This window comes from Flagellimonas sp., assembly GCF_965215805.1.
In the GTDB taxonomy this organism is placed as follows: domain Bacteria; phylum Bacteroidota; class Bacteroidia; order Flavobacteriales; family Flavobacteriaceae; genus Flagellimonas.
The window spans coordinates 2,259,484-2,285,774 of sequence record NZ_OZ244124.1 but is presented as its reverse complement, the minus strand read 5'-3'; the positions used below and the strand labels follow the sequence as shown (position 1 = coordinate 2,285,774).

The window sequence follows — 26,291 nt, the reverse complement described above, 5'->3', positions numbered from 1 at the left end:
TTAGTCGCCGCTAAGATGCCAATTTTCCTACAAACTGAAAAATACTAATCGATAAAAGCACACTATTCTTTGTTCTTTGTATCGATTATGATGGTAACAGGGCCATCATTGCGCAAGTCCACTTTCATATCAGCGCCAAATACACCAGTCCCCACTTTCTTGCCAAGTTCCAGTTCCATGCGTTGCACAAATTTTTCGTACAAAGGAACGGCGATATCAGGCTTGGAGGCTTTAATATAAGAGGGTCTATTCCCTTTTTTGGTCATGGCATGCAGTGTAAACTGACTCACCACAATAGCCTCTCCTTTTTCGTCCAGTACGGAACGGTTCATAACCCCGTCGGCATCGTTAAAGATTCTGAGGTTGGCAATCTTTTTGGCCAACCATTGTATATCCGAGTCGTCATCCGCATCCTCAATTCCAAGTAGCACCAAAAGCCCATGATCAATTTTGGATACCACTTTACCTTCAACCGTTACACTGGCCTCGGAGACCCTTTGGATTACTGCTCTCAATTATCGCTCTTTATAGATATCGGTTCTGTAATTCTCTTCCTCGCCCGTAATCATTTGCACATAACTTCTATACCTGCTCCAGGCCAGTTCATTGTTTTCCAAGGCATTTTTTATGGCACATTTGGGTTCGTCCAGATGGAGGCAATTATTGAACTTGCATTCAGACTTTAGCTTGAAAAACTCAGGGAAATAATCTCCAATCTCATCTTCTTCCATATCCACAATGCCGAACCCTTTTATTCCAGGAGTATCAATAATTCTTGCCCCAAATGACAAATCGTACATCTCTGCAAAGGTGGTAGTGTGCTGTCCTTGTAGATGTTGCTCCGAAATCTCTGCTGTTTTTAACTTCAATCCCGGTTCCAGCGCATTGACCAAGGTTGATTTTCCCACCCCGGAATGACCCGCGAACATACTGGTTTTGTCCAACATCAATTCCCTGACTTGTTCAACATTGGTGCCTTCTTTGGCAGCGATCTCCAGACATGGGTACCCAATGCTTCTATAGAGCTGCACCAAATAATTCACTTCCACCATCTCGTCCTCATCATAGCCGTCCATTTTATTGAAAAGCAATACCACGGGAATATCATAAGCTTCCGCAGTGACCAAAAATCGGTCTATAAAACTTGTAAATGTTGGGGGATTGTTGAGGGTAATCAACAAAAAAACCTGATCCAGGTTTGTGGCAATAATATGCGTTTGTTTGGAGAGGTTTACCGATTTACGAATGATATAATTCTTTCGTTCCTTTATTTCGGAAATCACCGCAACGGTCTCATCCCCAATTTTTTGCAAATCAAAGACAACTTCATCCCCTACGGCAACGGGGTTTGTGCTCTTAATCCCTTTGATTCGGAACTTGCCTTTTATCCTACACTCGTAAAAATCAGCATCTTCCGATTTCACGGTGTACCAACTCCCAGTGGATTTATAAACAGTTCCTTGCACTTATTTGTTCATATTTTCAGTACAAAGAAACAATAATCCTCCCATTGGCACGTATATCTTTGTGTACAGTATTAACTATAATCAATCCAATTATGAAAAAAATCTTATTTATCGCTTTTATTGCACTGGCCGCAACCTTTGAAATGAACGCACAACAGTACAAGGTAATCACCAGTGTAGAATCCATTGTTCCTAACGGTCTTGGACGTTCTCGAATTGTAAATGCCCTTGAAGACAAGGATTACAGGGAGTACACCAGTGTACAGACCGAAGAGGATAATACCAGAAACAAATCCAAGCGTGGAGATATCCGTGTAAAGAACTTTGAGGAAACCAAACTGTTGAACTTCTACAACTTGGGCGGTATCCGTTTTCAGAACATTGCAGCCAACGATGCGCTAATTACTTCCATGATCAATAGCATGATTGCTGATGGATGGGAACTGGCCTTTGTGAACAGTGCAGTGGAAAGTGAAGGTGGTAAAGGAGATGGACAGGGTATTTTTATTACTCGATATATTTTTAGAAAATAAAACACCTACGGTGTATTTGAAAGCCCTTGGAAATCCAAGGGCTTTTTTTATAGATGCAACCCTTGGTTATTTCATCTTGTCTTTAGAGCAGAATAAATTAAGACATTATGAAAAAAGCATTTATCATTATCGGGATGGCCTTAGGAATAAATTTTGGTCTTTCCGCCCAGGAATACAAGGTAATTACCAGTGTGGAATCCATAATCCCCAGTGGGCTTGGTCGCTCGCGGATCATCAACGCATTGGAAGACAAGGATTACAAGGAATATACCAGCGTACAAACTGCCGAGGACAACACCCGAAATAAATCCAAAAGAGGAAACATTCGTGTGAAAAATTTTGAGGAAACCAAACTTCTTAACTTCTTTAACCTCGGTGGCATCCGCTTTCAGAACATTGCTGCCAATGACGCCATGTTGACCTCCATGATGAACGATATGGTGGCCAACGGTTGGGAATTGGCCTTTGTAAGCAGTGCCGTTGAGAGCAACGCAGGGGAAGATGACCATCAAGGTATCTTTATTACCCGTTACATCTTTAAAAAATAGAAAGTTCAATCCAAAAGAAAAGCCCAGTGTATTCTCACTGGGCTTTTCCTTTTATACTAATCTAGCTAATCCACAACGTGAATTCTTCCACCGGCAAAGGTATTCTTATATACCCTTTTGGGTTTTCCGTATACGTTTACATCACCTCCGGCACGAACACTGATATCCACAACTTCCGAAGCAAAAACATCCGCTTCACCTCCAGCGGAAATCTTAATGTCCGTATTGGAAGTGCGTAGATCTCTTCCATCAAAAATACCTCCCGTATTTAAGACAATGGACTGATTATTTGCCAATCCTGTTGCTTCCACAATACCACCGGTCACCGCTCTGATGTCCACATTTTCTACATCCATTCCTATTCGTATCCTTGCGCCTTCCTGAGCCCTTAATTCCAGGTTGTTCTTTGTAACAAGTTCGTTGCAGGTGATTTGGGCTCCTTCATTCCCGTCAATGACATCCAAATTGGTGTAGTACACCTCAATGAAGGTATCCTCGCCCGTGAATTTCATATCCAACTGCATTCTGAGTTTTAGAACGCCATTCTTGTTCATCCATTTGATGTCGTCCACATTTCTTCCTTTGATCACAATTCTGTTCTCATCGGATTGGATCAAGTTGACTTCGATAAGGTCAAAAACCTTTATTTCATTGAACTCCCCAACTTCGGTATCAATGGTACGCTGTGCAAAAAGAACTGAAGATGAAAGGATAAGACTGAGTAGTAGCAGTTTTTTCATGACTATTGGTGTTAACTTTCTAAAAGATAATCCATTTTGGAGATTGTTACAGTTAACACATAAAAAAAATGCCATTTGCCCAAGGGTAGTATCCCCGGTTCAAATGGCACTTTATCCGATTGGTTTTAAACGCTATGCGTTGATAATCTTCTCTTGGTGATTAATGGATTCTTGGTGGATGGCCTTGAACATTCTCAAAACAAATTCCTCGCTAAGTCCTTGCGACTCGCCTTCCAAAATCATCTTGCCCAAAATGGCGTTCCATCTGTTGGACTGCAGAACAGCTACATTCCTTTGCTTCTTAAGCTCTCCGATTCCGTCTGAAACTTTCATGCGCTTTCCAAGAATATCAATCAATTGATTGTCGATTACATCGATTTGGGCCCTCAAATTGCTCAATTTGCTATTGTATTCAGCTTCTTGGTCAGTTTCTTTTCTAATGCGAAGGTCTTTCATAATCTGCACCAAAGCAGCCGGTGTTACCTGCTGCGCTGCATCACTCCATGCACTATCAGGATCATGATGTGTCTCGATCATCAAGCCATCAAAATTAAGATCAAGGGCGGTTTGCGATACATCAAAAATCATATCGCGTTTCCCAGTGATATGGCTTGGGTCATTGATGATGGGCAAATCCGGAAACTTGGACTGCAGTTCAATGGCCATTTGCCATTCCGGGATATTTCTGTACTTCGTTTTTTCATAGGTTGAAAATCCTCTATGGATCACTCCTAATTTCTTGATGTCAGCAGAATACAATCTTTCCACCGCACCCAGCCACAAGGATAAATCGGGATTAACCGGATTTTTGATCAAAACAACCTTGTCCGTTCCTTCCAAAGCGTCTGCAATTTCCTGCACGATGAACGGGCTTACGGTTGATCGAGCTCCAATCCAAAGCAAATCCACATCGTGTTCCAATGCAAGGTCTACATGAGCCCTATTGGCCACTTCGGTGGCTGTTTTCAAACCTGTTTCTTCCTTGACTTTCTGAAGCCACTTTAGGCCTATGGCCCCCACTCCTTCAAAATTTCCTGGGCGCGTCCTTGGCTTCCAGATACCTGCCCTGTAGTAGTTAACATCGGTATCCTTCAAATCGTGGGCAATTTTTAACACCTGTTCTTCTGTTTCAGCACTACAGGGTCCGGCAATTACCAATGGATGCGGTAAATCCAGGTCATCCAGCCATTTTCTCATTTCTTTATTGTTTTCCATAATCAGTTCTAACTTTTTGTGAGGGGTATTCCTTTTAATATTTGTTTTATTCTATTGGTATTGTTCATTTCCTGATGGACATCCTCAAACTCGTTGTCCAAGAGCAGCTGCTTAAAGGTTTCCAAATTTTGGATATACTCTTCCAGCGACTCCACCACATTCTCTTTATTCTGTTCAAAGATGGGGGTCCACATGTCTGGTGAACTCTTGGCCAAACGGACAGTACTCTCAAATCCACTACCCGCGAGGTCAAAAATATCACGCTCATTTTTTTCTTTCTCAATAACCGTTTTTCCCAACATAAACGAGCTTATATGTGATAAATGGGAGACGTAAGCTATGTGTTTATCATGCGCTTGCGGATTCATGTACCGAATGCGCATTTTCATCTCCTGGAAAAGTTCCAATGCCCGTTCTTGAAGCTTGAAAGCAGTTTTTTCCACTTCGCAGATTATATTTGTCTTGCTTTCGTACAAACCATTTATGGCGGCAGAAGGTCCGGAAAACTCAGTACCGGCAATTGGGTGACAAGCCAAGTAATTTCTTCTTTTAGGATGGTCTTTGACTGCTTCACAGATTAGTCCTTTGGTTGATCCTGCATCAATGACCACCGTATCATCATCCACGGCGTCCAAAATCTTTGGCAGTTCTTCCGTTAAAGCGTTAACCGGGATACTTACATAAACCACCTCGGCTGAGGCCAAAGTATCGTACCCCCCTTTTTGATCTATGATTCCCAATTCCAGGGCTTGATCCAAATGGGATTCGTTTTTATCAATTCCAACAATATGGGTATCTGGATGCATTTTTTTGACATCCTTGGCAAAAGAGCCCCCAATCAACCCAATTCCAATGACAACTAGTTGCATACCACTGAATTTGGGATTTGAACGCTGAGATGTGAGTTTGTTGACTTCATCTTCTGTTTAAAATCTATTGATAGCTTCTTTAATTTTTTCTTCTTTCACGCAAAGGGAAAAACGAATGTATCCTTCTCCATTACTCCCAAAAATGGTTCCAGGCGCAATAAAGATGTGCTTGTCGTTCAACACTTGATCTATAAATTCTTCCGAAGGAACGGAACCTTCAGGTAATTTGGCCCAAACAAAAATTCCTACAGCATTTCTATCATAGGAACACCCCAGTTTTTCCACCAGTTGGAACATCAGTTCCCTTCTTTTTGTATACACCTCATCCAAAGCCTTGAACCATTCTTGTCCACTTTGCAATGCAGCTATAGCCCCTTTTTGGATACCGTAGAACATTCCTGAATCCATATTGCTCTTCACTTTTAGTACCGCATTAATATGCGCTTGGTTTCCCAATACCATCCCCACGCGCCAACCGGCCATGTTGAAGGTTTTGCTTAAACTGTTCAGTTCCAAAGCGCAATCCTTGGCTCCTGGAATGGACAAAATACTGGTTGGGTTCTTGGACAATACAAAACTGTATGGATTATCATTGACCAATAGTATTTCATGCTCCTTTGCAAAATTCACTAAGGCCAAAAGTTTCTCTAGACTGGCTGTGGCCCCTGTTGGCATATGTGGGTAGCTTACCCACATTAGTTTCACTTTGGATAAATCCCTTTGGGCCAAAGCCTCCAAATCCGGAAACCATCCATTTTCTTCCTTTAGGTCATATGATTTGGGTATTGCACCAATCAGTTTGGTAACCGAGGTATAGGTAGGATATCCCGGATTGGGCAATAAAACTTCATCCCCTTCATTCAAAAAGGCAAGACCTATGTGCATAATGCCTTCCTTAGATCCCATCAAAGGAAGAATTTCATTGGCCTCATCTACCTGCACCCCAAACTTTTCTTGATAGAAATCGGCAATGGCCAACCGTAGTTCCGGCAACCCTTGGTAGCTCTGATACTGATGTGCCCCAGTATCGGTAATGGCATCCTTAAGTGTTTCCAAAACCTCTGGAGACGGAGCCAAATCAGGACTTCCTATACCCATATTTATAATGGGCTTCCCCTCTTTGATCATCCCTCTTACTTCCCTAAGCTTTCTAGAAAAGTAGTATTCCTGGACTGTTTGCAACCTATCTGCTGTAATCATGGCAACAATGCATTTTTATATTCTCCCAACAACCTGAAATCTTCGGACATGATCTCCAACAAGGATTTCGCCTTGGCAAAATGATCATAGGCCTCAAAAGTGACATCCACAAAAAAGGCATATTTCCAAGGCGTTTCTATCACGGGCAAGGATTGTATCTTGGTCAGGTTAAGGTTGCAATCACTCATCACGTTCAACACCGTAGCCAAACTTCCGCGTTTATGATCGGTAATAAATCGTAAAGAGGCTTTGTTGATTGCTTCTTTGGGCAATACTTTATTCTTTTTCTTGAGGATGATAAACCTAGTGGCATTATTTTTAATGGTCTGGATTTCTGGGGCGATGATATCCAAATCATATAAATCTGCAGCTACTTTTGGAGCAATGGCCGCGACCTTGCTCAATTGATTATCCCTGATACGTTTTGCAGTTTCAGCCGTGTCCACATCTTCCACCAATTTGATATGTGGGTACTGTTTTAAAAAGGTCTTACACTGAAGCAAAGCCATGGGATGCGACCTAACTTCCTCCACATCCTCAATGGCCGTGCCCTTAAGCGCCATTAGATTGTGGTGAATGCTTAAATAATGCTCACCAATTATATGAATGTTATTGTGGTACACCAAATTGTAGTTGGGAATAATAGATCCCGCGATGGAATTTTCAATGGCCATAATCCCTTTGTCGGCGGTGCCTTGGCACAGGTGGTCGATCATGGTATCAAATGAAAGACATTCCACCAGCTCAATTTGCTCCCCGAAGTACTCCTTGGCCACTTGATGATGGTTAGACCCCTTAATTCCCTGAATAGCTACTTTTAAATTCATGGTAAAAAAAAAGTCCCGGTAAAACGGGACTTTATCTATTTTATATACTTTTCGTACACCTAGAACAGTCCCATACTTCTCTTAAAAAAGAAGTAGAAATAAAAACCGTTCCAGAAATACGTCTTTGTCATTTTTCAAAAATCTTGGGCTAAGATAGGTATTCATATGAAAATGGGTAGCAGATCATAAATTTTTTTTGATTTTTTGTTGAACTCCTTCTTTTTTTGAATTTTACTCGCTCAAATCCCCCTTTCTTTATGAATATTCAATATTGGGATTTATCAAATAAGGGTTTATGGGAATCTATCTAAAGCTGTATTTTTGATTCAAATTCGCATTCATGTCCATCATCGTAAAGAATGTTTCCAAACACTTTGGAAAGCAAAAAGCCCTGAAAGATGTATCCTTTTCCATAGCAAAAGGGGAGATTGTGGGTTTCCTTGGGCCCAATGGGGCTGGCAAATCCACCATGATGCGCATTTTGACCACCTATTATAAAGCGGATAATGGAAATGCCGAGGTCAACGGGTTTGATGTCCAGGATGCAGAAAGTGAGGTTAAAAAAAGTATCGGATACCTACCGGAACACAACCCGCTTTATTTGGATATGTATGTAAAGGAATACTTGGCGTTCAACGCAGATGTCTACAAAGTTTCCAAAAACCGCGTTGATGAAGTCATAGAACAAACAGGCCTGACCCCGGAATCACACAAAAAAATAGGTCAACTTTCCAAGGGCTATCGACAACGTGTTGGATTGGCGGCCGCCTTACTCCATAATCCGGAGGTCTTGATTTTGGATGAACCCACTACGGGCCTTGACCCCAACCAATTGGTTGAAATCCGAAAATTGATACGGGAAATTGGGAAGGAAAAGACCATTTTACTCTCTACCCATATCATGAAGGAAGTGGAAGCTGTCTGTGACCGTGTTATTCTTATCCATAAAGGAAAGTTGGTGGCAGACAAAAAACTGGAAGAACTTCGGGAGGTCAATGAGCAGATTATAGAAGTTGAATTTGATTATCGAGTGGAAGAGGTCCTGCTCAACCAATTGCCCAATGTCTCCAAAGTAAAAAACACGGGTGGTTTTGTTTACGAGATTACTTTTTCCACGGATAAAGATATGCGTCCTGCTGTGTTTGATTTTGCGCATGACAACGAACTCAAAACCTTGCAGCTGAGCAGAAAGAACAAAAACCTGGAGAGTTTGTTCGCAGAATTGACTTCTTAGTTAGGATTGGTTTTATTCAGCCCGTGATGCTTTTGGAGATTAATTCGTCAATTCGAGTGGTTTTTTAGGGTCATACCCTGAAAAATTGTATCGAGAATTGGAATTTTAAGCTAAAACCCTTGTTCTCGATACTTTTCCTCTGGAAAAAACTCGAACTGACGGGTTTATTTAATTTATCCGCTCCAAATTAGAGTCCACATCCCGATTCTTAAAATCTGCACTTTTCTTATTCCCAAATCGATATTTTAATGATATGGCCACTTCCCTTCCATCAGCATAATACACCCCATCTGCATTAACGCCATTTATGGCATAACGCTCCTCAAAGTTCATGGCTCGGGTAATATCATTGAATCTTAATGTACAATCCCAATTGGTGAAAAGGGTTTTGGATATGGACGCCTCAAAAACTGCCAGGCTATTTCTTTTAAAAATACCCTCTTGCCGTCTGCCCATACCCCAGGCTCCCAAAACTAAAGTGGTATCCTTTGCAATCTTTAGCTGGTGATTTGTATAGGCATAAACAAAGGGTTTGACCGTGGAAAATCCAGCTTCATCATCCTTTAGCTTGTTATAATTCAAGGAAATGGTGCTGTTTGAAGTCCATATCCCCTTGGAAAAAGGCAGGGTCACCCCCGCATACACCCCAATTTCCTTGTCCTGATTTACCTGGGAAAGAATCGCCCTATCATTGGTTTCGTCATAGGAAATAGTAAAATTCATGGGATCCTCACTTTGGTAATAGGTCATAAATAAAGTCTTGTTCTTTTTCTGGTAGTTAAGCGAAACTTCATTGGTACGGGTGGGAATTAGGTTCACGTTACCCGCCCCTTCCAAAAAAGGATTGATAAAAACCGTAATGGAGCTGGCCCTGGAAAAATCAGGTCGCCGGATGCTCCTCCCATAATTTAGGTTCAGAGTTTGGCTGGAATCCAAAGCTACGGACACATTGGCCTTGGGAAACAGATTGGTCTGCGCTCTGGAAACTATGGGCGAACCGTCATTTACCGTAGCGCCATCAACCTTATTATATTCTACGCGCATACCCAGGTCAAAATCGAATTTCGTGCTGAGCTTACCAGAGACGGAACTATATGCGGCATACAATTTCTCTTCGTATGAAAAATCGATAGTAGTTTCTTCGGCATTTGCCAAATCTTGGATCTCGGTAAACGCATCAGCCTTGGCTTGACTCAGATTTATCCCCGATTCCCATTTATGATCTTGGGATAAGACTTTTTCAATATCCAGTCGAAAAGCCAGCGAATGAATATCATACTCCTGTTCCCGCTTTTGGTCCATTACAAACTCTGAATTGTCAATATTGTTTGCAATCTCCGTAGATAAGGTTTGGCTAAAACCAGTACTTTGAACCCCCGTAAAAAGGTTCCACGAATCGCTTAACTTTTTGTTGAAGTTGAACGAGGCACTATAATAGTTCTTTGTTTGGTCATTCCCAGTATCGGTTTGGATAAATTGCTCCGCCCCATCCCTTAAAAAAGTATCCGTAACTATGGGGGCATCATCAGTCTGCAACCGCAAAGTGGTATTTAACGACACATAATCGGTTTCGTTCCATTGAAAATACGTGCCAAATCCAGCGTTGAGTTGCAATCTATCATTTCTTGGTACCAAAACAGTGTAATCCACAGCGACGTCCCTTGCCGGTATTTCGAACAGAAAACTATTGCTTTCCCACTGCAGCAGCTGGTTGTAGGCCAAATTTCCCCGAAGTGTCCAATCATTGCTAGCATAACTTGAGTTAAAATCCAGATAGTTGTTAAAATTCTGTTTTGAAGATGCCGTCTCGGATACACTTCCGCGAAAACCTAGTTGGGCGTTCTTTTTCAAGCTTATCAATAAGACTGCCCGACCTTCTGCTTCATATTTTGCAGATGGATTGTTGATCAGTTCAATCGTAGCAATCCCGTCAATCGGTAGCGCAACAAACTCTTCCATTGAAATGCGTTGATTTCCCAGATAGATCAAGGGGTTGCCCTTGCCTAAAATGGAAATGGATTCCCTATCCGGTGCCACTTGTACATTGGGAAGTCTGGACAACAAATCAATGGGATTGGGTATGGATGAGAAATAGGGATTCTGGACATCCACCTTTAAATTACCTGATTTGTACTCAATGGGATTCTTCGCTGCCACCACCTCAACTTCACTTAACTGGGTCGTTGCTTCTTTCAGGCTTATGGAGAACTGACGATCACTGGTAAGGAAAAAAGTCTCCTTATAGGTTTCAAACCCCAGAGCAGATACCTGTAATTGGTATTCCCCGATTGGTACATCTTCCAAGGTAAAATGACCTTCCAATATTGTGGCGTACTTTACCAATGTATCGCTCCCTTCCATAAACAAAAGTGCATCCCCTACGGTCACGACTGCACCGTTTTCATCGAAGACCTGCCCTGTGATTTGATGGGTATTTTGTGCATTGGAATGGTAAACAACAAAAAAAAGTAAAGCAATTATTCGTCTCAAAACTGTTGTGTTTAAAGACAAATTAAGATTGGAAATACCCTTATTGGAGCATTTTAGCGGTCTGAATTAGGTACTAGCACCCGTATTTTTTTGCAGCAACTCTTGCCTACCCTTTACATTGAGCTTGCTGTAAATACTCGTAATATGGGTTTTAACGGTACTCAGGCTTATGAAAAGCTCATTGGCAATTTCCTTATTGGTTTTACCCTCCAAGATCAAAGCCTTGACATTTTTTTCCTGTCTGCTCAAGTGGGCATTGGGTAGGGTACGTCTTCCCAGTTTAAAGCTGAGAATGCCCAAACCAGCGACCAATACAAGCAGGATCAGGTTAAGCCATCTACTGGTTTTTAACTCCTGCTCCATTGCCAGCTGGGTCAAATAGGCCAATCTTTTCTCCAAAAACCAGTATTCAGAGGCCTCAATGGGACTTTCTTTTAATTCTGACAACAATTCAAGATAATAGGTTGGGTTTTCAGAAATGTCCTTATCCAATAATTTCTTATCTGCCAATTGTTTTATTCCAATTAGCTTCACCATCAAAATCTGTAATGAATCCTTCACAAAACCCTTTCTTGGGTCGATTTTGTTTTCTTGAGCCAGATATTGCTTTACCAACTTTGACTCAAAGGTTTTCAGTTTTTGCCATTCCCTATCTCCTTGATTGGTATTGGTATACGTACCAAAAACTCGTGAGCCTTTTTTAAATTCGATTTTATCCCTCGCAGAGAACATAAAATGAACCTCCTTGTTCACAGTATCGTTTACAATTTTTCTGATCCGTTCCACATGGAGGCGATAAATCTTATTGCTGTCCGAAAAGTGCTTTTTGTCAAACTTAAAAAATCCATCTTTTTGAACATCCGCTATAGCAATTGGTTTAGCCTCGTTTTGGTTTGCAGTATTCGAAAGGGATAAGTGACTCAAATATATCTGTGGTTTCCAGTTAGCGGAACCATCAAAATTCACAAAACCCGAAACCGCCTGCTGTGCACTGAGTTGCAAACCGGATAAAACGAAAACAAGAAGCAGAATAAGGTTCTTCATCGCTTAAATTTACTGTATTTGTATTGCAGAAGCAATAATATTCCCAGTTTCATCTTTTTTGGTGCATGGACAACATTTTAGATCAAAAATCATATTATCACGATGTCCAAATCGGTATTTTTGCGCTTCAGTTTAAACCGATTTCATGAAAAAGAACACAGCACAACTCGAATTATCCAAAGAAGCCATGCAAGAATATGGATATCAGGTTGTTGATGCCATTGTAAACCACCATTGCACCCAAGGTGACCAGCAACCCGTTGCCCTGGGATCTAGGGAGGAAATGGATTCCCTGTTTTTGGAGGAAGCTCCCGAAAAGGGAACAAATCCCGAACAGGTGCTTCAATTTGTCTTGAAAGAGGTTATGACCAATAGCACCAATATGTCCCACCCCAAATCCTATTCCTTTGTTCCAGGCCCGAGTAACTATGTAAGCGTAATGGCAGATTCGCTTGCCACGGGATACAATATTTTTTCGGGTGGGTGGGCAGCTTCACCTGCTGCCGCCGAATTGGAAATCATTACCATCCAATGGTTGCTCAAAATCTTTGGATTTCCGGCCAAAAAAGGTGGTGGAATTTTCACCAGTGGGGGTTCCATGGCCAATTTAACGGCGCTTACCACGGCTAGAAAAGTAAAATGTGGTCAAGATTTCTCCAAAGCCGTGATTTACTTGTCAGACCAAGCCCATTCTTCCAATATTAAGGCCATCCGCGTTCTGGGATTTAAAAAAGAACAGATTCGGATTATCCCTACTGATATTGAGTTTAAGTTTGCCGTAAACAAACTCAAAAACTGTATTGCCAAAGACCGATTGGAAGGGTTACAGCCCTTTTGTTTGATAGCCACCTCGGGCACGACCAACACAGGGACAGTGGATCCTTTGGTGGAACTGGCCAAAATCTGCAAAAAAGAAAATATTTGGTTCCATATTGATGGTGCCTACGGAGCCGCGGCCATTTTATCCAAAAAAGGCAAGTCGCTATTGAAAGGAATTGAGAAAGCGGATTCCTTGACCGTAGATCCGCACAAATGGTTTTTCCAACCTTATGAAATGGGCTGTCTCTTGGTACGCAATCATAAACACCTCAGCCAAACCTTCACGGAAAAGCCAGAATATCTCAGGGACATTGAAGGCAATACCTCGGAAATCAACTTTTATGATCATGGGATCCAGTTGACCCGTAGGTTTAGGGCGCTTAAGTTCTATATGTCAATTAAGACATTTGGTTTAAAGGAATTTAGAAAGGCCATTACCTATAACATAGAACTTGCCGAAGAAGTTGAGAACCATCTGCGGAGCAGTCAGCATTGGGAGGTGATTTTTCCCGCGACCTTGGCGGTCATTAATTTTAGGTATCATCCTATTGGAAAAAAGTACTCGCAAAAACAACTAGATCAAATCAACCAGTACATTTCAGAACAGGTGGTAACCTCCCGAAAAGCCCTATTGGTGACCACTTTGCTGCACGGACAAGTGGTGCTGCGCATGTGCTTGATCAATCCTAGAACAAGCTTATCCGCCGTGATGGAGACTTTGGAGCTTTGTGAACATTATGCCAAGGAATACACGCAAAAAATTCAAACAAAGCATTAGCGATACGGTTCTGTTTTGCGCTTTTGCTGTTCAAAAATGGTAATGAACATGCGAACGCTAATATTTCTTGCGCGCTGTTTGGCCTTTTCGGCATTGGCCCCCACAAAATAGGTGTCTATGGTCTCAATCCAATGTCGTAGCCAAATCCCAAAGTGATAATTGGTAATGGTATTGTCCATATTTTCATCCACTTCTGCATGCACTTTTAACGGGTTGCCTTTATATTTTTGGACAAAGAACAAATTGGTCTCCCAAAAATTGACTAGTTTTTCTATATGTTCCGGCCAATCCTTGATGGTTTCGTTAAAAAAATGACCTATTTCCTTGTCCGCCCTTACTTTCTCATAAAAGCGAGTGACCAATAGGGTCACATCTTCCCGGGATTCAATTTCCTTTTTGGACATCTCACAGCAAATTTAATATTAATGCCACGGTACTCACCACTAAACTAAGGATAAACAAGTTTATTACGATTTTGGGTTTTTGCTGCGACAAAACTGCGGCGTTGAATCCCATACAAGCGATAGTGACCAAAAAAAGTTGGACCATCTGCCATGCTTGCACCCCATTGATCAAGATGTACATGGCCGCCACAGAACCTAAACAGCTTTGGGCAATGATAAAAATTGTGGAATAGCCCCTTGCATCCTTTTCAAATACTTTCAAACTTTTAAGATATAGTTCCATAATCCTGTCATTTGTCATTGTATGGAACAAATTTATTTCCGATGGGTCGGGCTTTTTTATGACCGAAATCATATTCAAGCCTATCTGGGAGGTTACCGCAGGATTTTATGAGATTGTAATTGTAAAAGTCCCTTTTTTTCCAGGGATTTTACCGCCCTAATAACGGTTTCAACCCTTAACCCGGTCAAGTCGGCCATTTGTTGTCTGGACAATTCCACCAAATACGGCTCGGATTTGGGAATATGATGAATATGGGATTTGAAGTAATCGATGAGTTTCAGCAAGCGGTGCTCTGGATTTTCAGTGGAAATTTCGGCAACCATAGTTGCCTTATAATGCAATCTACTGGCCAAAACCTTGGTTAGTTCAAGGTGTACTTCGGGATGTTCTTTAAGCAATTGTAAGAATTTGGACTTTTCCAATTTCCAGACCACTGCATCCTCAACGGCCTCTGCTTGTGCTGGATAGTCCAAATCCTGAAACAAGGGAGGTTCACCAAAACTGGAACCTGGTGGAAAAATGCCTTGAATGTATTCTTTACCATCCTCGCTGTAATTGTTCATTTTAATCTTGCCTGAAAAAACTTGAAAATAATACCGAGGTTGGGTATTTATATGAAAAAGAACCTCCTTCTTCTTTAAGGCTATTTTTTGTGCTCCATATTGATGTAATAGCTCGTCTGGAATCATAGCTTTTCCTCAAATTCGATACAATCCAAGCGAATGTCTTCGTGCTTCAACTGCTTTTCCAACAAGTGACAATAATGGTTGGCTCTTGTTTTTTCATAAAATTTACAGGCAAAACAAGTACGCTGCACCGTTAATATACCCTCCCTGTTCAACTTGCTGATCAGTTGGGTCAAGACTTTAAAAAAGCCTTCTTTCTCCTCGGGCATAACATCGTCAAAAAAATCACTTAGGCCTCCTGCAAAATGTTGGGTGCTTTTTACTACTTCACTTCCCAAACTTGACAATAAAATGGTATAGCTACGGTTATCCTCAGAGGAGTAATCCTTGATAATCAAAGATTTTTTATCCAGAACCCGAATGGCGTCACTGATCGTGGGTTTGGTCACATTGAATTCCTGGGCCAGGGCGCTAACGTTATTGTGTTCACTTTTGTGATAGGCCACAAAAAGCAAGATTTGAATCTGAATCGGGCTTAATCCCAATTCCTTGGCCTTGTTCCAAAGCAATACCTTAAAGGCTTGGGAAATACGCTCCAGACCAATAACAATCTTACTGGAAAGGTCTTCTTGCTGCCGAGTGGGGTCAAATGTACTTTTATTTTCCATAAAAAAGTGCCTGCCGGGTGTACCGACAGGCAAAGTTAGCTATCCTAATTAAATTAGGAACAATTTTCCATTTCGACAATAAAGTACCCTTTGGTCCTGATCTCGTCTTCCACTTCAGTTTGTACCGATTGGATATGGCAAAATCTGCATTCGTTGGAGGTAAGCGTACCTGTTTTAAATGTTTTCGTACCCAAATACTGCTGTCCGTATGAAAAAATACGGCCCTCATCAGTTACGTCCTTGGGAACCAAAATATCGAAATGCATCGTTATACCATCTTCCCTTTCTACATAGGTATCCCATACTGCGATTTTCATATCATCTACTTTACGGTATAAGGTAAGGATAGGTCTCCACTACGAACACTGTAAACCTTATAAACGCCCAACATAGGTAGTTCTTCGTTGCTCGTGTTTACTTTCATGAATGCGGACACTCCATCGTAATTAAACTCCGTTTGATGCTGTATCCGATAGTCCGGAACCACCACCTTAATATGATGACTCGCAGTTACGACAGGATATCCAGGAGAGTCCATATACATGGGCATACCGGGATTTGTTGGGGGCAACACCACAGTCTCATCCGCCTTTTTAAACTGTTTGACCGATAATCCACCCGCCACTCTTTGGTCTTCTACGAGCACCACCCAATGTGGGTGCCAAACTACTCCATCGTTGTTCAAATTGGCATCGCCATTTTCATCCCATAAGGGCGTATCATCAAAATCAGGGTGGGAAGTAAGTGCCAAAGCCAAGATTCCCTCGGTCTTGCCAAATCCAACAAACTCCGGGCTAAGCGTGGTAGGAAAAACGTATCCCAGCACCGGGGCGCCATCCAGCTGACCCAATTTTTGTGGTACCGTGTTTCCAGCGCTTCCTTCCACCATAATTTCCCAAACGGTGACACCCAACTCTTCCTGATGAGTCACCTGAACGTCTTGAATCTTAAAATCCTCATTGTTGTAAGGACTCTGCTGGCCACAGGAGGTCAACATATTTCCCATTAAGAGTAGTCCCAACAGGTATAAAGTTTTTGCTTTCATATTATTTATTTAGGATTCCTAACTATATAATTCAAAATTAACCTTTCACGTCTTCAATGGAAGCTCCAAAATTGATGTGAAGCACATTTCCATTAGGGGTAACCAATGCAGGAACCGACTTTACTCCATGTTGTTCCGCTTCGGGAATTCTAGCTTGGTCCTCGCCTAAATGAACGATGGATACCTTTTCAGCTCCAATAAGATTAACCAAATCTTGTTCGGCACTTACACATACTGGACATCCAGCATGATAAAAAACTGATCTACTCATTTGTCTTAAAATTTAAGTTATCGCATTATTGCGATACAAATATAGTAAGGATTCCTAATTATTAATTATTTTTCAGTAAATATTTAACTATTGCGTTTAGTTCCTCCTGCACTTTGGGATCAGTGCTATTAATCAGGATAGTGATCACCATCTCTTCTTTGGGATAGATAAAAAAATTGGAATACGCGCCTACGCTATTGCCTACATGCCCTACAAAGGGTATGCCTTGTTCATCTTGGCTCACCTGAAAACCCAATCCGTAGTAAGTAGCATCTCCATCCACCTTTTGCGAAGTGAGAATTTCCTGCATTGCGTCAGGTTGTACCAATTTGCCCTCTAAAATGGCCATGCCCAACTTTCCAATATCCGAAGCTGTGGATAGGTATCCCCCGCCAGCCAATTTGTATTGGTTGTTAACCGAAACCGCCTTCTTAAAACCTCCTCTGGTTTTGGTATAAAACCCAGCTTTTTGCAAGCCTTTGGTCGTCAAAATGCTTGGGTTTTGCTCAATCTGATTGGGTGAAAGGGTATTTTGCATGCCCAATGGCCCCAATACTTTGTTCTGGACATATTGTTCAAAAGAAACTCCACTAGCTTCTTGCATGGCCAGGGAAAGTAGAACAAAATCAAAGCTATTGTACAAATACCCTTTCCCTGGTTGAAACTGCAGGGGAGCGTCCTTAAATACCTCAATGCTGTCCTTAATGGAATAAGGTTGGTTCAACGCATATTCCTTTCCGCGATATGATCTGATTCCAGCGGTATGGCCCGCCAATTGCCTCAAGCTAAAATCAAATTCTTTTTGGGGAAAATAGGGTACATGTTTATAAAAAGAATCGTCCAGGTCTAAGAGCCCTTCCTCTACCATCCTTGCCAAAGCAAGACCCGTTATGCATTTGGATACACTTGCAATTCTAAACAAGGTAATTTGCGGGTCAACCGCGGTTTTCCCATCCAAATTGGCATAGCCATAGCCCTTTTGCAGCAATGGTTGACCTTGTTTTATAACACTCACCGACATTCCAGGAATTCGAGTTTGGGTCGCCAAATCAGTGAACATGGCGTCTACCTTTTCAAGACCCTGCAAATCCTCAATTGACCTTGCCCCAGTGTTGGAAAACCAATTTTTAATGTTTGAGAAAAATGCCTTCACCTTATATGCTTAAGTCTCCTAACATAGTGAGAATTCCAAAGAACAAAAAACGGGTTTTATCCCAAATGAGCAAGAACGGAAAAGTTACACTTTCAAATTCCGTATACATTTGTGTCAAACAAAACAGGAAAATGCAATCCACGGACAATAGACAACTTTATCATCAAAAATTGAATCGTGTTTTGGAATACATACATAACCATCTGGATGAAAAAATTGACGTAAGGGCTTTGGCAGAACTCTCCCACTTTTCCCCTTTTCATTTTCATCGGATAACACGGGCCATGCTGGGTGAACCTATCGGAGCCTACATCAACAGGGTACGGTTGGAAGCTGCGGCCAAAATGATTCGATATTCTACATTGTCCATGGAAGAGATCGGATATAATATTGGATATGAAACCCCTTCCTCCCTAACCAAGGCCTTCAAGCATCATTTTGGGGTAACGCCCTCGGCCTACAGAAAAAACAAAACATTGAACTTAAATAGCGTAAATAAGATGGAAACAACATCCCTAAACATTAAAAAACCTAAAATCCTGACCGTTGAGGATAAAAACTGTATTTACATTACCCTTAAGGGGGCTTATCAAAAATTGGACTACCCTTCTGCTTGGGCTGCCCTCTGGGCAGAGGTCAAGAGCCAAAAACTGTTCACCGCTGGTATTGAACATATTGGTCTCCCATTTGACGACCCCAAGGTAACCGAAGAAAGCAATATTCGTTATGATGCCTGCCTAATCATTCATAAGGAAGCCAAGCCCAGTGGAAAGGTGGGGGTTAAAACCATAGCTGGCGGAAAATTTGCCGTGTTCCACTATCAAGGTAGTTATACACGCTTAGATCAGGTCTATAACTATATCTTCAATACTTGGCTATTGCAAAGTGAGTATGAACTACGGGAGGAGCCAGTTCGTGAGAAATATTTGAACAATGCTGAAAAAACTGAGGAAAGCAAACTCAAAACCGAGATTTACATCCCAATCAAATAGTTAATCCCTAAAAATCAATCGCCCATTAAAGATTTCTTCCACATCAACTTCTGGTGGGCGATTGATGCTAACAACATCCCCAGTACTTCGGATTGTCCCAGAAATCCGTTGCTGGGGATTTACCAGAATATCGTTGGTCCCCCTATGGTTGACACTCACATTTTCAGCGACCAAATTTTCTGCTTCAACCCGGGAGTCCCCTGCTGCAATGTTCACATTGAGACTCGTAGTTGTTCCACGCAACTTGAAGTAAGCGATTCCATTGACCACAACACTAACCGAGGTAGAGTTCAAGTTCAAATCAAAAGAACCATCCGTGGTTTCCGTTTCTGGATTGACGAAACTTTCAGATATTAAACTAAGGTTAGGGTATGAAAGTACGCCATCACTGGAAATTAAAAGTCCCGTACTGCTTCTAATTTCTTCAATGTTTGGTGAGGTGACATGAATGGTAGTTAGGCCGTAATCCCGAATAAAATTACATCCATTCGCATTCTCAAGGATGAGCCTGTCCCCTGACACCTTTGCTGATACTTCATTCTGAAGAAATTCCCCAGTTTCTATTTCCACCCTTTGGGTGTCACCCTCGGACAACACCAGGTTAATATTCTCAAAAACAGTGATTTTTGTAAAGTTGGACAGCTCGACAGTCCTTCGGGTCAAATCCCCAGCATTTTGAAAGCAATCAGGAACGTTTTCGCCGTTGCACGCAGCAAAAAGAAAAGCCAAAAACAAATATAAAGACCTTACGACTGCCTGCCTGACGGCGGACACGGCGCTCGGGGTGACATTGGCCCTATCTTTTGTTTTTCTCAATGCTTTCATCATATATCTATAATCTGACCCCAATTCCAAATTCAACGGTTTCCGCTTTAGCTCCATGAGATTTTAGGGTGATGGCTCCGAAGAGCTTGTCCCCAAAATAGCGCTTCAATCCAATTCTATTATACATACGGCCTTCAAAATCGAATGGATAGTACACATAATACCCCAATTGGGTCTCAATACTCATTTTATTGATGAAAAGTTCGTGACCTGCAAAAATCCCAACCCTTTTAAAATCGGTGTCTGGTGCCACATCCAACTCAGGAAAGGAAGTGGCCTGAAGCCGAATCAGCTCCTTTAGAAAATTGGAGAAAAAAGCATCCACCCCAAACTGAAGGGCGCTTTTTCGTCCCAAACGCTTGTCCGCATAGGCAGAGAATATCCAAAAACCGTACCGACCAGAATTGATGACGTCACTCTCATTCACCCCGCCCCGTAACGCTAAATTATATCGGATTGGGTAGCTTTTCTTCTCTACTTTTTCCGTTGGAATGTAATCATAAGTCTGACCGTCACTTAAATCGTATGTCAATCCCAGATTTAGCGCAAAGGTGTTGGTTGACGTATTGGGCGCTTTAAAATTGGCATTGGAATAGTGAATTAGGGAAATTCCAGCCTTGACACCCAAATTATGCCATAGATTATCCTTTTGATAATTGACCATGGCCATAGTGGAACTCAACAAATGCGTTCCGTAGGCATTGTTCCTGAAATTGGTGTTCTTGTCGTATGGATTGGTGTTGTAGGCTACACCCTGCCCTACTCTTAATTGTAGCTTCCGTTTAAAGAAATAGAAATTATAATGGGCATACAGACCAAAATGCTCTCCCAAGGTGGGATTGTTCATGTTCTGATAGATAAATGTAAATCCAGTATCAGGATATCCATACAGGCCTTCCCAAGCTTCCCGCCCATAGCGTTTTCTGTTAATTCCTAGAATAAATCCGCTTGGATGTTCAGTAATCAAATGGGAAATATCCGGGTTGTGCAAAAGGATGGAGCCATAGAAGTAATTCGCATCTATGACGTACTTTTTGGGTGGTTGGTCTTCCTGGCTAAATCCGCAAGTCACAGATAATCCCAATAGAACACATAAAAGAAGTAGGTGCTTCATGAGGGGCAAAAATAGACATATTTGGTTGAATCCGATGACTTACAAACCCACCTTGTTCCCTTGCTCCCAATCAGATAAATCTTAGAAAACAGCCTTGGCTATAGCCTTAATATTGTCAGATTTTCCCATGGAATAATAGTGGAGTACGGGTACCCCTGCATCCTTCAGTTCCTTGGATTGCTGAATGCACCATTCTACGCCTACTTGACGTACTTCTTTGTTATTCTTGCAGGATTCCACAGCTTCTATGAGGTCTTCTGGAATATCTACACGGAACACTTGGGGCAATAATTGCAAATGTCTTTTTACGGCAATGGGCTTAATTCCAGGGATTATGGGCACATCAATGCCATTTTTTCGGGCTTCCTCCACAAATTCAAAGAATTTTTGGTTATCAAAAAACATTTGTGTAACCACATAATCAGCTCCCAATTCCACTTTTTGTTTCAGTCTTTTTAGATCCGATTTCAGGGAAGGTGCCTCCATATGTTTCTCAGGATATCCCGCTACGCCAATACAGAAATCGGCACAATTATCGGTTTCAATTACCTCATGCAGATAATTGCCCTTGTTCAATTCTCGGATTTGGCCCACAAGATCAGAAGCGTACTTATGCCCGCCAGAAGTCGGGGCAAAATATTTTTCTTCTTTCATGGCATCCCCCCTTAGCGCCATGACGTTGTCAATGCCCAAATAGTGACAGTCCACCAACAAATATTCAGTCTCCTCCCTGGTAAACCCGCCGCATAGCACATGTGGGACAGTATCCACATCGTACTTGTGCTTGATCGAGGCACAGATTCCCAAAGTTCCAGGGCGCATACGGGTGAGTTTTTTGTCCAAAAGCCCATCGCGATCAATATAGACAAACTCCTCCCTAGATGTGGTCACATCAATAAATGGGGGCTTAAACTCCATCAAAGGGTCTATGTTATTATATAGCTCCTGGATGCTCCTGCCTTTTACCGGGGGAATAATTTCGAAACTAAAAAGGGTTTCTCCTTTAGCTTGTTTTATGTGGTCTGTTACTTTCATTCAATTTATGTTGATGTAGGTTTTGTGGTTATTGGCTATTGGCTATTGGTTATTGGTTATTGGTTATTGGTTATTGGTTATTGGAATAAAATCAATTCTCCACGATGTTAGGGGCCAGCCATTTTTCAGCCTCCTCAATTGGCATTCCTTTTCGTTCCGCAAAATCCGCTACTTGATCTGGTTTAATTTTTCCCAATCCAAAGTACTTTGTTTCGGGATGTCCAAAATAATAGCCGCTTACACTAGCCGCGGGCCACATGGCTAAGCTGTCGGTCAATTGAACACCTATTTTTTCTTCCACTTTGAGCAATTCCCAGATAGTCAACTTCTCCAAGTGATCAGGACATGCCGGATAGCCAGGAGCAGGCCGTATCCCCTGATACTTCTCCTCTATCAGTTCATCGTTGGACAAGGTCTCTGATGTTGCATAACCCCAATGTTTGGTCCGCACTTCCTTATGCAGGTATTCCGCAAAGGCTTCTGCTAAACGATCCGCAAGTGCTTTTACCATGATGGAACCATAATCATCCAAGTTTTTTTCATATTCCTGCGCCAGTTCTTGGGTACCGAATCCTGTGGTCACACAAAAACAGCCCATATAATCCTGGATTCCTGTTGTCTTTGGAGCGATGAAATCTGCCAAAGCAATATTGGGAACGCCTTTGCGCTTTTTTAACTGTTGTCGTAAGGTTCGGAAAACATACTGGGTGCTTTTGCTTTCCCTGTTTTGCACAGCAAGTGCAATATCATCCTCATTGATCTGATTGGCCGGAAACAATCCAAAAATCGCCTTGGCTTTTAGCAGCTTCTCATCCAAAATCTGATTCAACATCTTTTGTGCATCCTGAAAAAGTTCTTGGGCTTGTTCGCCCACCACTTCATCCTTGAGAATATTGGGGTACTTCCCATGCAGATCCCAACTTCGAAAGAATGGACTCCAGTCAATGAAATCTTTCAGTTTTTTCAAATCGAAATCCTCCCAAACCTGAATTCCCAATGCTTTGGGTTTAGTGATATCCGAAGCCTTCCATTCAATCTGCAATTTATTTTGACGTGCTTCTTCCATTGTCAAATACTCCTTCTGCTTGGTCCGATTTAAAAATCGATCCCTAAAGCTCTCATAATCCAGCTTGATGGACTTCTTATACCCCTCTGAAGTATCTTTTTGCAAGAGGTCACCTACCACCGTCACTGCCCTTGAGGCATCATTTACATGCACCACGGATTGACTATACACAGGGTCAATTTTTACAGCCGTATGGGCTTTACTGGTCGTTGCTCCTCCTATAAGGAGGGGTACGGTAAACTGTTGCCTTTCCATTTCCTTGGCCAAAAAGACCATCTCATCCAAGGAAGGGGTAATCAATCCACTTAATCCAATAACATCCACCTGTTCTTCCCTAGCTTTCTGAATAATCACCTCTGGTGGCACCATCACCCCAAGGTCAACAATTTCATAGTTGTTGCAGGCCAGTACCACGCTGACAATATTCTTTCCTATATCATGGACATCTCCCTTTACCGTGGCCATCAATATTTTACCAGCTGCTGAGGCATTGGCATCCTTGGATTCCTCTATAAATGGAGTGAGATACGCCACGGCCTTTTTCATCACCCTGGCCGATTTTACCACTTGTGGCAAAAACATCTTTCCACTTCCAAAAAGGTCGCCAACCACATTCATCCCTGTCATTAAATTCCCCTCAATCACCTCCAAAGGTCTGGAGGCTTGCTGACGAGCTTCTTCAATATCCTCTACAATGAATTGATCAATCCCCTTTACCAAAGCTCTGGTAATCCGATTCTGCAAGGGTTCCTCCCGCCAAGACAGGTCCACTTTGTTTTCCTTGGCCTTGCCCACGACGGTTTCGGCAAATTCCAATAGACGTTCCGTAGCATCATCCCGTCTATCGAGAATCACATCCTCCACATGTTCCAAAAGATCCTTGGGAATGTCATCATAGACTTCCAGCAAAGCTGGATTTACAATTCCCATGTTCATACCAGCCTCAATGGCGTGGTACAAAAACACGGAATGCATGGCCTCTCTTACGGGATTATTCCCCCTAAAAGAGAAAGAGACATTGCTCACGCCCCCACTAACACTGCAATGCGGTAAATTTTCTCGCACCCAGCGGGTTCCCTCAATAAAATCGATGGCATTTTTACGGTGCTCTTCCATTCCTGTAGCCACCGGGAAAATGTTTAAATCGAAAATGATGTCTTGCGGGGGGAATTTTACCTGATTCACCAAAACATCATACGAACGTTTGGCAATTTCTATCCTTCGTTCATAGTTATCTGCCTGCCCCACCTCATCAAAAGCCATGACAATTACAGCAGCACCATATCTTTTGATCAAAGTAGCCTGCCGTATGAATTCTTCCTCCCCTTCCTTTAAACTGATGGAGTTTACCACGCATTTCCCTTGGACTACCTGTAATCCCGCCTCAATAATTTCCCATTTTGAACTATCGATCATGATAGGAACACGGGCTATATCAGGCTCTGAACCGATAAGGTTCAAAAAGTTGACCATGGCCTCTTTTCCATCTATAAGGCCATCATCCATGTTAATGTCGATGATTTGGGCACCACCCTCTACCTGATGACGCGCCACATCCAAGGCTTCCTCAAATTTCCGCTCCTTGATCAAGCGAAGGAACTTTTTGGATCCAGCCACGTTGGTCCGCTCTCCTACATTGACAAAGTTGCTGTCAGGGGTTATGATCAGGGGTTCCAGACCACTAAGTTTCAGGTATTTTGTATGTTGATCAATCATTTAGTTATAATGCAATACTTCAGGAAAAGGTTCATAAAAATGGTGCAACAGCTTTTTCCAGTTTTGATATTCCTTGGATTTTCGAAATCCTTCTTCATGGTCTTCCAAGGTTTCCCATTTGACCAATAAAATGTATTGGTCTGGTTTTTCGATGCACTTTTTGAGTTCATGATGAATGTAACCTTTCATCGTTTCAATAATTAATGAAGCTTCCTTGAAACTTGCTTCAAATTCCGACGTAAGGCCATTCTTTATGTTCAATATTGCCACCTCCAGTACCATATGACGTTAAATCAACACTTGGGACTTACGAGGTTCATATTCCTTAACCAAATCTGCTATTTCCTTAATATGCTCTGGAGTGGTCCCACAACATCCTCCCACAATATTCACCAGGCTCTTTTCCAAATATTCCTTGATTTGTGCCGCCATTTGCTCAGGGGTCTCATCATATTCCCCAAAGGCGTTGGGCAATCCAGCATTGGGGTGTGCAGAAATTGCAAATTCCGATTTAGCAGAAACAACCTCCAAATGTGGTACCAATTGATTGGCCCCCAAAGCACAGTTGAATCCAACGGATAAAATGGGCAAATGGGAAATGGATATCAAAAATGCCTCTGCCGTCTGGCCAGATAAGGTTCTCCCAGAGGCATCGGTAATGGTACCACTTACCATGATGGGAACATGGATGTTTCGTTCTTCCCTCACCTCCTCAATCGCGAACAAGGCCGCCTTGGCGTTCAGGGTATCAAAAATGGTCTCCACCAACAGAATATCTGCTCCCCCATCCAACAGGGCCTCTACCTGCTGCTTATAGGCTATTCGCAGCTCATCAAAAGAAATCGCCCTAAAACCAGGGTCATTTACATCGGGCGACATGCTGGCCGTTTTATTGGTAGGACCTATACTTCCTGCTACAAACCTCGGTTTATGCGGTTCCTTGGCCGTAAACTCATCTGCCACTTTTTTGGCAATCCTGGCCGACTCAAAGTTAAGTTCGTACACCAGTTCTTCCATGTGGTAATCTGCCATAGCAATGGTAGTACCTGAAAAAGTATTGGTTTCCACGATATCCGCGCCCGCCTCAAAATACTTGGCATGAACCTCGGCAATGGCCTCGGGCTGTGTAAGTGACAACAAATCGTTATTCCCCACTAGGGGATGTTCCCAATCCTTGAAGCGTTCCCCGCGGAAATCTTCTTCGGTAAATTTATAGCGCTGCAGCATGGTACCCATGGCACCATCCAAAACCAGAATGCGTTTTTGTAAAATATCTTCAATGGTCTCCATAACAATATTACTCCCTTAAAGGGATTTAGATGTATCAAGA

Annotated in this window: 28 protein-coding genes; 5 read left to right on the top strand and 23 right to left on the bottom strand. The window is 42.2% G+C overall.

The window, feature by feature from the left end:
* Nucleotides 1-62: 62 nt before the first annotated feature.
* Together dtd and rsgA are read right to left on the bottom strand one after the other, a co-directional pair.
* Complete coding sequence (dtd, locus tag ACOOE0_RS10030) at nucleotides 63-515, bottom strand: D-aminoacyl-tRNA deacylase (protein WP_420398793.1); 453 nt, start codon at nucleotides 513-515, stop codon at nucleotides 63-65.
* Nucleotides 516-1,466: a ribosome small subunit-dependent GTPase A gene (gene rsgA / locus ACOOE0_RS10025; RefSeq protein ID WP_420398792.1), complete on the bottom strand. Its 951-nt coding sequence runs from the start codon at nucleotides 1,464-1,466 to the stop codon at nucleotides 516-518.
* Nucleotides 1,467-1,558: 92 nt separating this feature from the next.
* On the opposite strand from rsgA, the gene ACOOE0_RS10020 reads away from it, so the two are divergent.
* A complete protein-coding gene (locus ACOOE0_RS10020) occupies nucleotides 1,559-1,999 on the top strand; it encodes a hypothetical protein (RefSeq protein ID WP_420398791.1) in 441 nt (146 codons plus the stop codon).
* Nucleotides 2,000-2,106: 107 nt separating this feature from the next.
* Entirely contained in the window at nucleotides 2,107-2,547 is a 441-nt protein-coding gene (locus ACOOE0_RS10015; protein ID WP_420398790.1) for a hypothetical protein, read from the top strand.
* A 65-nt stretch (nucleotides 2,548-2,612) separates the two neighbouring features.
* Here ACOOE0_RS10015 and ACOOE0_RS10010 read toward each other — a convergent pair whose 3' ends face one another.
* The 5 genes from ACOOE0_RS10010 to ACOOE0_RS09990 form a co-directional block, all read right to left on the bottom strand.
* A complete protein-coding gene (locus ACOOE0_RS10010) occupies nucleotides 2,613-3,287 on the bottom strand; it encodes a head GIN domain-containing protein (RefSeq protein ID WP_420398789.1) in 675 nt (224 codons plus the stop codon).
* A 132-nt stretch (nucleotides 3,288-3,419) separates the two neighbouring features.
* Nucleotides 3,420-4,502 (bottom strand): chorismate mutase, encoded by a 1,083-nt coding sequence (locus tag ACOOE0_RS10005; protein ID WP_420398788.1) that lies wholly within the window; start codon nucleotides 4,500-4,502, stop codon nucleotides 3,420-3,422.
* Nucleotides 4,503-4,510: 8 nt separating this feature from the next.
* Nucleotides 4,511-5,371, bottom strand: a complete 861-nt coding sequence (locus tag ACOOE0_RS10000; protein WP_420398787.1) for a prephenate dehydrogenase — start codon at nucleotides 5,369-5,371, stop codon at nucleotides 4,511-4,513.
* A 57-nt stretch (nucleotides 5,372-5,428) separates the two neighbouring features.
* Nucleotides 5,429-6,571: a pyridoxal phosphate-dependent aminotransferase gene (locus ACOOE0_RS09995; protein ID WP_420398786.1), complete on the bottom strand. Its 1,143-nt coding sequence runs from the start codon at nucleotides 6,569-6,571 to the stop codon at nucleotides 5,429-5,431.
* A complete protein-coding gene (locus ACOOE0_RS09990) occupies nucleotides 6,568-7,398 on the bottom strand; it encodes a prephenate dehydratase (protein ID WP_420398785.1) in 831 nt (276 codons plus the stop codon). Before ACOOE0_RS09990 ends, ACOOE0_RS09995 begins: the two co-directional genes overlap by 4 nt.
* 340 nt (nucleotides 7,399-7,738) lie before the next feature.
* Here ACOOE0_RS09990 and gldA point away from each other — a divergent pair, with 340 nt between their 5' ends.
* Nucleotides 7,739-8,632 carry a gliding motility-associated ABC transporter ATP-binding subunit GldA gene (gene gldA / locus ACOOE0_RS09985; RefSeq protein ID WP_420398784.1) on the top strand — a complete coding sequence of 298 codons (894 nt, stop codon included), beginning with the start codon at nucleotides 7,739-7,741 and terminating at the stop codon, nucleotides 8,630-8,632.
* A 168-nt stretch (nucleotides 8,633-8,800) separates the two neighbouring features.
* Here gldA and ACOOE0_RS09980 read toward each other — a convergent pair whose 3' ends face one another.
* The gene (locus tag ACOOE0_RS09980) at nucleotides 8,801-11,122 is read right to left on the bottom strand and encodes a TonB-dependent receptor domain-containing protein (protein WP_420398783.1); all 2,322 of its coding nucleotides are present in this window, start codon (nucleotides 11,120-11,122) and stop codon (nucleotides 8,801-8,803) included.
* 66 nt (nucleotides 11,123-11,188) lie between these two features.
* Nucleotides 11,189-12,166 carry a LuxR C-terminal-related transcriptional regulator gene (locus ACOOE0_RS09975; protein ID WP_420398782.1) on the bottom strand — a complete coding sequence of 326 codons (978 nt, stop codon included), beginning with the start codon at nucleotides 12,164-12,166 and terminating at the stop codon, nucleotides 11,189-11,191.
* Nucleotides 12,167-12,311: 145 nt separating this feature from the next.
* On the opposite strand from ACOOE0_RS09975, the gene ACOOE0_RS09970 reads away from it, so the two are divergent.
* Nucleotides 12,312-13,763, top strand: coding sequence for a pyridoxal phosphate-dependent decarboxylase family protein (locus ACOOE0_RS09970; protein ID WP_420398781.1), 1,452 nt, complete (start codon nucleotides 12,312-12,314; stop codon nucleotides 13,761-13,763).
* On the opposite strand, the gene ACOOE0_RS09965 is transcribed toward ACOOE0_RS09970, so the two are convergent.
* From ACOOE0_RS09965 to ACOOE0_RS09930, 8 genes are all read right to left on the bottom strand, one after another.
* Complete coding sequence (locus ACOOE0_RS09965; protein ID WP_420398780.1) at nucleotides 13,760-14,167, bottom strand: group III truncated hemoglobin; 408 nt, start codon at nucleotides 14,165-14,167, stop codon at nucleotides 13,760-13,762. The two genes, ACOOE0_RS09970 and ACOOE0_RS09965, sit on opposite strands and share 4 nt — an antisense overlap.
* Nucleotide 14,168: 1 nt before the next feature.
* Nucleotides 14,169-14,450, bottom strand: a complete 282-nt coding sequence (locus ACOOE0_RS09960; RefSeq protein WP_420398779.1) for a hypothetical protein — start codon at nucleotides 14,448-14,450, stop codon at nucleotides 14,169-14,171.
* A 92-nt stretch (nucleotides 14,451-14,542) separates the two neighbouring features.
* Nucleotides 14,543-15,139, bottom strand: coding sequence for a Crp/Fnr family transcriptional regulator (locus tag ACOOE0_RS09955; RefSeq protein ID WP_420398778.1), 597 nt, complete (start codon nucleotides 15,137-15,139; stop codon nucleotides 14,543-14,545).
* Nucleotides 15,136-15,744, bottom strand: coding sequence for a MarR family winged helix-turn-helix transcriptional regulator (locus ACOOE0_RS09950; protein ID WP_420398777.1), 609 nt, complete (start codon nucleotides 15,742-15,744; stop codon nucleotides 15,136-15,138). Before ACOOE0_RS09950 ends, ACOOE0_RS09955 begins: the two co-directional genes overlap by 4 nt.
* 53 nt (nucleotides 15,745-15,797) lie before the next feature.
* The gene (locus ACOOE0_RS09945) at nucleotides 15,798-16,061 is read right to left on the bottom strand and encodes a DUF2024 family protein (protein WP_420398776.1); all 264 of its coding nucleotides are present in this window, start codon (nucleotides 16,059-16,061) and stop codon (nucleotides 15,798-15,800) included.
* Between the two features lie 5 nt (nucleotides 16,062-16,066).
* Nucleotides 16,067-16,789, bottom strand: a complete 723-nt coding sequence (locus tag ACOOE0_RS09940; RefSeq protein WP_420398775.1) for a hypothetical protein — start codon at nucleotides 16,787-16,789, stop codon at nucleotides 16,067-16,069.
* A gap of 37 nt (nucleotides 16,790-16,826) precedes the next feature.
* Nucleotides 16,827-17,060 (bottom strand): thioredoxin family protein, encoded by a 234-nt coding sequence (locus tag ACOOE0_RS09935; RefSeq protein ID WP_420398774.1) that lies wholly within the window; start codon nucleotides 17,058-17,060, stop codon nucleotides 16,827-16,829.
* A 61-nt stretch (nucleotides 17,061-17,121) separates the two neighbouring features.
* The gene (locus tag ACOOE0_RS09930; protein ID WP_420398773.1) at nucleotides 17,122-18,213 is read right to left on the bottom strand and encodes a serine hydrolase domain-containing protein; all 1,092 of its coding nucleotides are present in this window, start codon (nucleotides 18,211-18,213) and stop codon (nucleotides 17,122-17,124) included.
* Nucleotides 18,214-18,344: 131 nt separating this feature from the next.
* Here ACOOE0_RS09930 and ACOOE0_RS09925 point away from each other — a divergent pair, with 131 nt between their 5' ends.
* Nucleotides 18,345-19,205, top strand: coding sequence for an AraC family transcriptional regulator (locus ACOOE0_RS09925; protein WP_420402211.1), 861 nt, complete (start codon nucleotides 18,345-18,347; stop codon nucleotides 19,203-19,205).
* Here ACOOE0_RS09925 and ACOOE0_RS09920 read toward each other — a convergent pair whose 3' ends face one another.
* The 6 genes from ACOOE0_RS09920 to ACOOE0_RS09895 all read right to left on the bottom strand — a co-directional run bounded on the left by ACOOE0_RS09920 (nucleotide 19,206) and on the right by ACOOE0_RS09895 (nucleotide 26,251).
* The gene (locus ACOOE0_RS09920) at nucleotides 19,206-20,033 is read right to left on the bottom strand and encodes a head GIN domain-containing protein (RefSeq protein WP_420398772.1); all 828 of its coding nucleotides are present in this window, start codon (nucleotides 20,031-20,033) and stop codon (nucleotides 19,206-19,208) included.
* Between the two features lie 4 nt (nucleotides 20,034-20,037).
* Nucleotides 20,038-21,144 (bottom strand): acyloxyacyl hydrolase, encoded by a 1,107-nt coding sequence (locus ACOOE0_RS09915; RefSeq protein ID WP_420398771.1) that lies wholly within the window; start codon nucleotides 21,142-21,144, stop codon nucleotides 20,038-20,040.
* A gap of 81 nt (nucleotides 21,145-21,225) precedes the next feature.
* Nucleotides 21,226-22,179, bottom strand: coding sequence for a methylenetetrahydrofolate reductase [NAD(P)H] (gene metF / locus ACOOE0_RS09910; protein WP_420398770.1), 954 nt, complete (start codon nucleotides 22,177-22,179; stop codon nucleotides 21,226-21,228).
* A gap of 91 nt (nucleotides 22,180-22,270) precedes the next feature.
* Complete coding sequence (metH, locus tag ACOOE0_RS09905) at nucleotides 22,271-24,961, bottom strand: methionine synthase (protein WP_420398769.1); 2,691 nt, start codon at nucleotides 24,959-24,961, stop codon at nucleotides 22,271-22,273.
* The gene (locus ACOOE0_RS09900) at nucleotides 24,962-25,243 is read right to left on the bottom strand and encodes an antibiotic biosynthesis monooxygenase family protein (RefSeq protein ID WP_420398768.1); all 282 of its coding nucleotides are present in this window, start codon (nucleotides 25,241-25,243) and stop codon (nucleotides 24,962-24,964) included.
* A 6-nt stretch (nucleotides 25,244-25,249) separates the two neighbouring features.
* Entirely contained in the window at nucleotides 25,250-26,251 is a 1,002-nt protein-coding gene (locus ACOOE0_RS09895) for a homocysteine S-methyltransferase family protein (RefSeq protein ID WP_420398767.1), read from the bottom strand.
* Nucleotides 26,252-26,291: the final 40 nt, after the last annotated feature.

Bases quoted from the DNA above. Each gene is read 5' to 3' on its own strand.
- ACOOE0_RS09970 (WP_420398781.1), top strand. From the start codon at position 12,312: ATGAAAAAGAACACAGCACAACTCGAATTATCCAAAGAAGCCATGCAA.
- ACOOE0_RS09975 (WP_420398782.1), bottom strand. From the start codon at position 12,166: ATGAAGAACCTTATTCTGCTTCTTGTTTTCGTTTTATCCGGTTTGCAA.
- ACOOE0_RS09990 (WP_420398785.1), bottom strand. From the start codon at position 7,398: ATGAATTTAAAAGTAGCTATTCAGGGAATTAAGGGGTCTAACCATCAT.
- ACOOE0_RS09945 (WP_420398776.1), bottom strand. From the start codon at position 16,061: ATGAAAATCGCAGTATGGGATACCTATGTAGAAAGGGAAGATGGTATA.
- ACOOE0_RS09895 (WP_420398767.1), bottom strand. From the start codon at position 26,251: ATGGAGACCATTGAAGATATTTTACAAAAACGCATTCTGGTTTTGGAT.
- ACOOE0_RS09900 (WP_420398768.1), bottom strand. From the start codon at position 25,243: ATGGTACTGGAGGTGGCAATATTGAACATAAAGAATGGCCTTACGTCG.
- ACOOE0_RS09950 (WP_420398777.1), bottom strand. From the start codon at position 15,744: ATGGAAAATAAAAGTACATTTGACCCCACTCGGCAGCAAGAAGACCTT.
- ACOOE0_RS10015 (WP_420398790.1), top strand. From the start codon at position 2,107: ATGAAAAAAGCATTTATCATTATCGGGATGGCCTTAGGAATAAATTTT.
- ACOOE0_RS10020 (WP_420398791.1), top strand. From the start codon at position 1,559: ATGAAAAAAATCTTATTTATCGCTTTTATTGCACTGGCCGCAACCTTT.
- metF (WP_420398770.1), bottom strand. From the start codon at position 22,179: ATGAAAGTAACAGACCACATAAAACAAGCTAAAGGAGAAACCCTTTTT.
- ACOOE0_RS09960 (WP_420398779.1), bottom strand. From the start codon at position 14,450: ATGGAACTATATCTTAAAAGTTTGAAAGTATTTGAAAAGGATGCAAGG.
- ACOOE0_RS10000 (WP_420398787.1), bottom strand. From the start codon at position 5,371: ATGCAACTAGTTGTCATTGGAATTGGGTTGATTGGGGGCTCTTTTGCC.
- ACOOE0_RS09940 (WP_420398775.1), bottom strand. From the start codon at position 16,789: ATGAAAGCAAAAACTTTATACCTGTTGGGACTACTCTTAATGGGAAAT.
- gldA (WP_420398784.1), top strand. From the start codon at position 7,739: ATGTCCATCATCGTAAAGAATGTTTCCAAACACTTTGGAAAGCAAAAA.
- metH (WP_420398769.1), bottom strand. From the start codon at position 24,961: ATGATTGATCAACATACAAAATACCTGAAACTTAGTGGTCTGGAACCC.
- ACOOE0_RS09920 (WP_420398772.1), bottom strand. From the start codon at position 20,033: ATGATGAAAGCATTGAGAAAAACAAAAGATAGGGCCAATGTCACCCCG.
- ACOOE0_RS09915 (WP_420398771.1), bottom strand. From the start codon at position 21,144: ATGAAGCACCTACTTCTTTTATGTGTTCTATTGGGATTATCTGTGACT.
- ACOOE0_RS09935 (WP_420398774.1), bottom strand. From the start codon at position 17,060: ATGAGTAGATCAGTTTTTTATCATGCTGGATGTCCAGTATGTGTAAGT.
- ACOOE0_RS09955 (WP_420398778.1), bottom strand. From the start codon at position 15,139: ATGATTCCAGACGAGCTATTACATCAATATGGAGCACAAAAAATAGCC.
- ACOOE0_RS10005 (WP_420398788.1), bottom strand. From the start codon at position 4,502: ATGGAAAACAATAAAGAAATGAGAAAATGGCTGGATGACCTGGATTTA.
- ACOOE0_RS09965 (WP_420398780.1), bottom strand. From the start codon at position 14,167: ATGTCCAAAAAGGAAATTGAATCCCGGGAAGATGTGACCCTATTGGTC.
- ACOOE0_RS09995 (WP_420398786.1), bottom strand. From the start codon at position 6,571: ATGATTACAGCAGATAGGTTGCAAACAGTCCAGGAATACTACTTTTCT.
- ACOOE0_RS09925 (WP_420402211.1), top strand. From the start codon at position 18,345: ATGCAATCCACGGACAATAGACAACTTTATCATCAAAAATTGAATCGT.
- ACOOE0_RS10010 (WP_420398789.1), bottom strand. From the start codon at position 3,287: ATGAAAAAACTGCTACTACTCAGTCTTATCCTTTCATCTTCAGTTCTT.